Raw genomic sequence first — 6,844 nt, 5'->3', positions numbered from 1 at the left:
CGACGGGAGGACCGCCGGGCGCGCCCGTGCCCGCCGGCCGCGCGTGCGGCGGGGCGGGTGGTGGCGCGGGGGTCGGCATCGGGCCGCCGACGGGGGTCCAGGACACGGGCGTCAGCGGCTCAGGGGGTCGGCACCGCGTCGAAGACCGCGTCCACGAGCTGCTCGGCGGGCACGTCGTCGGCCAGCGCGTCGAACGTCCGCACGATGCGGTGGCGCAGCACGGGGTGGCGCATCGCCTTGATGTCCTCGGGCGTGACGTACCCGCGCCCGGCCTGGAGCGCGAGGGCCTGGCCGATGCGCATGAGCGCGATCGACCCGCGCGGGCTCGCGCCGACGCGGATCATCCGGTCGATCCCCGGGATGGGCCGCGGCCCGCGACCACGGGTGGTCGCGACGAGGTCGACGACGTAGCGCTTGATCGCGGCGTCGACGTAGACGCGGCTCACCAGGGCCTGCAGCCGCTCGACGTCGCCGAGCGTGATCGGCTGGCCCACGATGGGCGCCGTCTGGCGGCCGCTCGAGATCCGCTCGAGGATCTCGACCTCCTCGCCGCCCTCGGGGTAGGTGAGGACCTCCTTGACGAGGAACCGGTCCATCTGGGCCTCGGGCAGCACGTAGGTGCCCTCCTCCTCGATGGGGTTCTGCGTCGCGAGCACCATGAACGGGCTCGGCAGGCGGTAGACCTCGCCGCCGATCGAGGTCTGCTTCTCCTGCATCGCCTCGAGCATCGCGGACTGCGTCTTGGCGCTCGACCGGTTGATCTCGTCGAGCAGCACGAGGTTGGCGTGCACCGGGCCGAGCTGCGTCGTGAACGAGCCGGTGGCGTAGTTGAAGATCTGGGTGCCGACGATGTCGTTCGGCATGAGGTCCGGCGTGCACTGGATCCGGTGGAAGGACCCCGAGACCGCGGCAGCGAGCGTCTGCGCGGCCGTCGTCTTCGCGAGCCCCGGGACGCTCTCGAGCAGGATGTGCCCGCCGGCGAGCAGGGTGCTGACGAGCGCGACGCGCAGGTTGTCCTGGCCGACGACGCGCTGGGCGAACACCGCGTCGATCCGGTCGAGCAGCTGGCGCGCCTGGGCGTGGTCGCTGTCGGTGATCGCCTCGGTCAGCATGCGGGGTCCCCCTGGTGGGCCGGTCGTGGCCGCACTCGTGCCCACGGCGGCTCGGGGGAGCGTCGCGGGGTGCGGCAGACGGCGAGTATGCCAGCCGGGGCTGCGCCCGCCCGTCGCGGACCGGGTGGCTGGGGACGACGCGCCTGGCCGAGCCGCCGAGATCACCCGATCGTGGGGCCGCTGGGGTCTCGCAGGAGCGCCGGGTTCCGCGGCACCTGGCTCTCCGGACCGTGGGCGCCGTCGACCGCGTCCGCCCGGACGGCGTCCGCGCCGACCCCCTGCTCGGCGCCCGCGACCGCGGCCGCCGTCGTCCCGGCGGCGTCCGGCGCGGTCGCGTCCGCGGCGTCGAGGCGGCTCTGGATCCCGGAGACCTGCCGCAGCGGGATCTCCGGCAGCAGGAACGCGAGCACCACCGACACCGCGATCACGGCCGCCGCGATGAGCAGCACGAGCGAGGTGCTGCGGGCGAAGCCGTCGAGGAACGGGGCCGCCAGGCGCGGGTCCATGGCGGAGATGAACGACGAGTCGTCGAGCGACGGCAGCGCCCCCGTCCCCTGGACGACGCCGACCACGGGCGCGTTCGCCGGGTCCTCGAGGACCGCGGGGTCGGCGAGCGCCGCGCGGAAGGCCGTCGTCCGGCTCGCCTCGGCGAACGCGTCCCTGATGTTGCCGCCCACGGTCGAGAAGAGGATCGAGAGGAACACGGCGGTGCCGAGCGTGCCGCCCATCTGCCGGAAGAACAGCGACGACGACGTCGCGACGCCCATGTCCTTCGGCGGGACGGCGTTCTGCACGGCCAGCACGAGCGGCTGGAAGCAGAAGCCCAGGCCGAACCCGAAGATCGCGGAACGCCACGCGACCTCGACCATCGACGAGTCGGGCACGAGGCGGGACATGAGCAGGGCGCCGGCCGTCAGGCAGATCGTCCCGAGGATCGGGAAGATCCGGTAGCGGCCCGTGCGGGCGACGGTCTGGCCCGCGACCACGGATGTCGTCATGATCCCCAGCGTCAGCGGCAGCAGCGCGAGGCCGGCCGCCGTCGGCGTCATCCCCTTGGCGATCTGCAGGTAGAGCGGCAGCGTCGCGAGGCCGCCGAACATGCCCATGCCGATGACGAGGTTGATGAGCGCCGAGACGCCGAACGTCCGGTTCCGGAACAGGTGCAGCGGCAGGAGCGCGTCGTCACCCGCACGCCGCTCGGCGAGCAGGAACGCGGCGATCCCGACGACGCCGAGCGCGTAGCAGGTCAGCGCGACGGGCGAGCCCCAGCCCCACTCGCGTCCCTGCTCGGCCACGAGGAGCAGCGGGACCAGGCCGCCCGCGAGCGCGAGGCCACCCGGCCAGTCGATGCGGTGGAAGACCTTCGCGAGCGGAGGCAGGTGCAGCACGCGCGTGATGACGACCATGCCGAGGATCCCGAACGGCACGTTGACCAGGAAGATCCAGCGCCAGCCGGTGATGCCCAGCACGTCGTCCGCGCCCGCGAAGAAGCCCCCGATGATCGGTCCGAGCACCGACGACGTGCCGAACACCGCGAGGAAGTACGCCTGGTACTTGGCACGCTCACGCGGGCTCAGCAGGTCGCCGAGGATCGTGATCGCGAGCGACATCAGCCCGCCCCCGCCGAGCCCCTGGACCGCGCGGTAGGCGGCGAGCTGGTACATCGACGTCGCGGTGCCGCACAGGAGCGACCCCACGAGGAAGATCGCGATCGCGACGAGGTACAGCGGCTTGCGGCCGTAGATGTCCGAGAGCTTGCCGTAGAGCGGCGTCGCGATCGTCGAGGTGATGAGGTACGCCGTCGTCACCCAGGCCTGCAGGGAGAGCCCGTTGAGGTCGTCGCCGATCGTGCGGATCGCCGTCGCGACGATCGTCTGGTCGAGCGCGGCGAGGAACATGCCCATCATCAGCCCGCCGAGGATCACGAGGATCTGCCGGTGACCGAGGGGGGTGAAGGGGACGGCCTGCTGGGGCGTCGCGCGCGACGCGTCGGGGCTCACCACGGAAGCGTAGGTCCCGCCCCGCATGCGCGCCGGACGGGGTCTGGGCGGCTGGGCACGCGCTCGTTAGGGTGCTCGCGTGACCGCCTTCCACGACCCCGACGCCGCCCTCGCGAAGATCCAGCGCGACATCCAGGCGGCGCAGGACCGCGCCGTGCGCGCCGAGCAGGTCAAGGCCGAGATCGACGCCGTGCGGGGCCGCGGCCGGTCGCCGCGCGGCGAGGTCGTCGTCGAGGTCGACGCGTCCGGTCAGCTGCGCGACGTCGTCCTCACGGACGCGGCGATGGCGCTGCGGCACGACGAGCTCTCGCGGTACATCCTCGACGCGGCTCGCGCCGCGCAGCGCGAGGCGGGCGGACGAGCGGTCGCCGTCATGGGCGAGGCGTTCGGCGAGGACTCGCCGCTGACCGAGCACCTGCGCACCGAGGTCGAGCAGCGCTACGCCTGAGACGTCGTCGCCCGACAGCCCGCCGTAGGCTGACGCGGTGACTGCCCCGACCACGACCGCCCGCCGCCTGCCGGCCGCGGGCGTGGCGGCGGGGCTCCTCGTGGCGCTCGCCGCCGTCGTGCTCGGCATGGCCTTCTCGGGGGCCGCCGACGCCGCGCTGCTCGACCCGGGCGCCGTCGTGCGCTGGGGTCTGCCGCTCTCCACGGTGGTGACCGAGCTCGCGGCCTCCGTGACCCTGGGCGGGCTCGTGCTCGCGGCGTTCGTCCTCCCGCGCGCCGAGGGGAGGACGCCCGGCGACGGCCGCGCCTGGCCGGCCGCGGCCGTGGTCGCGTCCGTCGGTGCCGGCGTCTGGGCCGTCGCGAGCGTCGTCCAGCTGGTCCTGACGTACGCGTCGATCACCGGTCGGCCGGTCGGCGGGCCGGGGTTCGGCGCCGAGCTCGGCCTGTTCGTCACGTCCGTGTCGCTGGGCCGGACGCTCCTGGGCATCACCGTGGTCGCGGCGCTCACGTGCGTCGTCGCGCTCCTGGTCACGCGCCCCGTCGGCGCGCTCCTCGCCGCGCTCCTGGCCACGTCCGCGCTCGTCATGCTCTCGACGAGCGGCCACACCGTCGGCGCGACGAACCACGAGCTCGCGATCTCCTCGCTCTTCCTGCACCTCGCCGGCGCCGCGGTGTGGATCGGCGCGCTCGCGGTCCTCGCCCTGCTGAGCGGTCGGCTCGGCCGCGACCTCGCACCTGCCGTCGCCCGGTTCTCGGCCGTGGCCGCCTGGTGCTTCGTCGCGGTCGCCGTCTCGGGCACCGTCAACGCGCTGCAGCGGCTCGACGAGCCGGCCGACCTGGGCACCCCCTACGGGCTGCTCCTCGTCGCCAAGGTGGTCCTGTTCGCGGTGCTCGGGCTGCTCGGGTGGCTGCACCGGCGCGCCGTCGTGCGCCGCCTCGGCGAGCCGCGGGCGGCCGGCGCGACCCGGGCGCCCGCCGTCTTCTGGCGCCTCGTCGCGGTCGAGCTCGCCGTCATGGGCGCCGTCTCGGGCGTCGCCGTCGCGCTCGGCTCGACGGCGCCGCCGGCCGACCTGGAGCCGCCCACCTCACCGACGCCCGCCGAGACCGTCACCGGCCACCCGCTGCCGCCGGCGCCCACCTTCGAGCTCTGGCTGACGAGCTTCCGCTGGGACCTCGTGCCCGCGCTCGGGTGCCTCGCCGCGGTGGTCGTCTACACGCGGTGGGTGCGGCGCCTGCGCCGGCGCGGCGACGCCTGGCCGGCGCACCGCACCGTGAGCCTCGTCGCGGGGATGGTGCTGCTCGCGTGGACGACGTCGGGCGGACCTTCGGTGTACGGCCACGTGCTGTTCAGCGCCCACATGCTCCAGCACATGATCCTCGTGATGGTCGTGCCGATCCTCGTGGTGCTCAGCGCACCCGTGACGCTCCTCGCGCGCGCCGTCCCGCCGCGCGCCGACGGCTCGTGGGGTCCGCGCGAGTGGGTGCTCGGCCTCGTGCACTCGCGGTGGGCGCAGGTCTTCGCGCACCCCGTCGTGGCCGCCGTGAACTTCGCCGGGTCGATGTTCGTCTTCTACTTCACCGACGCGTTCGAGCTGGCCCTCACGACGTACCTCGGGCACCTGGCGATGATCGCCCACTTCACGCTCGCCGGATACCTGTTCGCCAACGCGCTCATCGGCGTCGACCCGGGCCCGAAGCGGCCCGGCTACGCGCTCCGGCTGCTGCTGCTCTTCGCGACCATGGCGTTCCACGCGTTCTTCGGCCTCGCGATCGTGAGCTCGGAGGCCCTGCTCGTGCCGCGCTGGTTCGGGCTGCTCGGCCGGCCCTGGGGGCCCTCGGCGCTCGCCGACCAGCACACGGGCGGCGCGATCGCGTGGGGCATCAGCGAGCTGCCCATGCTCGTGCTCGCGATCACGGTGGCGATCGCGTGGACGCGGGACGACGAGCGCACCGCCCGCCGTCGGGACCGGGCGGCGGACCGCGACGGCGACGCCGAGCTCGCCGAGTACAACGCGATGCTCGAGCGCCTCGCGAGCCGCTCGGGTCCGCAGTCGGGTGAGCGGTCGGGTCAGGCCTCGGGCTCGGAGCCGCGCTCGACGACGTAGGAGCGCCCGTCCGGGCCGACGACGCGCTCGAGCGTGGTGCGCAACGTCGCCTCGCGCTCGCGGTCCTGCTCGGAGGCCGCGTTGCCACGCGACGTGTCGCCCACCTGCGCGGGCCCGAGGAACGGCAGCAGGACGCGCTCGGTGAAGCGGATCCCGAACGGTCGGCGGGCGGGCGGCGTGGCCATGGCTCCTCGTCTCCGGTGCTGCGCGCGACGGACGCCGGCGCACGGACGGACACCGCCAGCCTACGTCGCCCGGACGGGTGGCTCCCGCCGCTTCACCCCGTCTCGACGCGCGGAGGCAGGGCGGCTCCGCCATGCTCGTGATCGAACCGGTCGGCCCCCCGACCGCCGAGGAAAGGTACGACCATGGGAATCGGAAGCGGGATCTTCCTGATCGTCGTCGGTGCGATCCTCGCGTTCGCCATCGCCCCCGACACGTGGGACGTGGTGAACCTCAACATGGTGGGCTACATCATGATCGCGGCGGGCATCATCGCCCTGATCATGGGCATGGTCTACAACAAGCAGCGCGCGAACACGAGCCACCGCGAGGTCGTCGAGCGCTACGACACGCGCACGCCGCCGCCGGCCGGCCCGGCCGTCTGAGCCGGTCCGCCGCAGCAGCCGCCACCGCCCGCGCCCCCGAGGGGTCGCGGGCGGTGCTGCGTCCCGGCTCTGTCAGGGCCGCGTCCGGCCGGGCTGCGGCTCAGGCGCCGAGGATGCCGCGGACCACGCTGTCGCCCGAGTGCGCCGGGTCGCCGTCGAACGGCTCCTCCGAGACGTCGACGACGGCGAAGTCGTCGAGGTCGAGGCCGTCGGGCACGGTGAACCTGCCCTCGGACCCGCGCAGCACGCCGAGGCTCACGAGTCGCGTGACCTCGCGGTCGATCAGCCAGACCTCGCGGTAGCCGTCCTCACCGTCCTGCTCGTCGACGGTCAGCACGAGCTCGCGCGACCCGTCCGCGGCCACCTCGACGACGGCCTGACCGGTCGCCTCCCAGCCCGGCAGCGGGTCGAGCTGCGCCTCGGCGAGCACCTCCGCCTCGTCGGGTCCGGCGTCGAGCCACCGCGGCACGAGCGTCGCGCCGGCGCCGCCGACGACGACTCCCGCGGCTGCGGCGAGCGCGATCCACGCCGTGCGCGGGCGCCGGCGTTCGGGCCGCACGAGCGGGCTGACT

The 6,844-nt window shown here is 74.2% G+C and carries 7 protein-coding genes; 3 read left to right on the top strand and 4 right to left on the bottom strand.

Annotated elements, in window-relative coordinates; all coding sequences use genetic code 11:
- Positions 1 to 119: 119 nt before the first annotated feature.
- Together ICW40_RS04110 and ICW40_RS04105 are read right to left on the bottom strand one after the other, a co-directional pair.
- Positions 120 to 1,112, bottom strand: a complete 993-nt coding sequence (locus ICW40_RS04110) for an AAA family ATPase (protein ID WP_221652561.1) — start codon at positions 1,110 to 1,112, stop codon at positions 120 to 122.
- Positions 1,113 to 1,273: 161 nt separating this feature from the next.
- Positions 1,274 to 3,112, bottom strand: coding sequence for an MDR family MFS transporter (locus tag ICW40_RS04105; protein WP_308121619.1), 1,839 nt, complete (start codon positions 3,110 to 3,112; stop codon positions 1,274 to 1,276).
- 79 nt (positions 3,113 to 3,191) lie between these two features.
- Between ICW40_RS04105 and ICW40_RS04100 the strand changes: the two genes are divergently transcribed.
- A complete protein-coding gene (locus ICW40_RS04100; RefSeq protein WP_221652559.1) occupies positions 3,192 to 3,560 on the top strand; it encodes a YbaB/EbfC family nucleoid-associated protein in 369 nt (122 codons plus the stop codon).
- A 37-nt stretch (positions 3,561 to 3,597) separates the two neighbouring features.
- On the top strand, positions 3,598 to 5,664 hold the full coding sequence (locus ICW40_RS04095) for a cytochrome c oxidase assembly protein (RefSeq protein WP_308121617.1): 2,067 nt from the start codon (positions 3,598 to 3,600) through the stop codon (positions 5,662 to 5,664).
- Here the strand turns inward: ICW40_RS04095 and ICW40_RS04090 are convergent.
- Positions 5,628 to 5,849: a hypothetical protein gene (locus tag ICW40_RS04090; RefSeq protein WP_260458763.1), complete on the bottom strand. Its 222-nt coding sequence runs from the start codon at positions 5,847 to 5,849 to the stop codon at positions 5,628 to 5,630. The two genes, ICW40_RS04095 and ICW40_RS04090, sit on opposite strands and share 37 nt — an antisense overlap.
- Before the next feature lie 183 nt (positions 5,850 to 6,032).
- Between ICW40_RS04090 and ICW40_RS04085 the strand changes: the two genes are divergently transcribed.
- The gene (locus ICW40_RS04085) at positions 6,033 to 6,272 is read left to right on the top strand and encodes a DUF6458 family protein (protein WP_221652558.1); all 240 of its coding nucleotides are present in this window, start codon (positions 6,033 to 6,035) and stop codon (positions 6,270 to 6,272) included.
- A 100-nt stretch (positions 6,273 to 6,372) separates the two neighbouring features.
- Here the strand turns inward: ICW40_RS04085 and ICW40_RS04080 are convergent.
- The coding region (locus tag ICW40_RS04080) for an anti-sigma factor (protein ID WP_221652557.1) at positions 6,373 to 6,844 on the bottom strand (472 nt) is incomplete at its 5' end.

The organism is Actinotalea ferrariae, assembly GCF_019733465.1.
Classification (GTDB): Bacteria; Actinomycetota; Actinomycetes; order Actinomycetales; family Cellulomonadaceae; genus Actinotalea; species Actinotalea ferrariae_A.
Note: the sequence above shows the minus strand (reverse complement) of the source record. Positions and strands in the feature narration are given on the sequence as shown.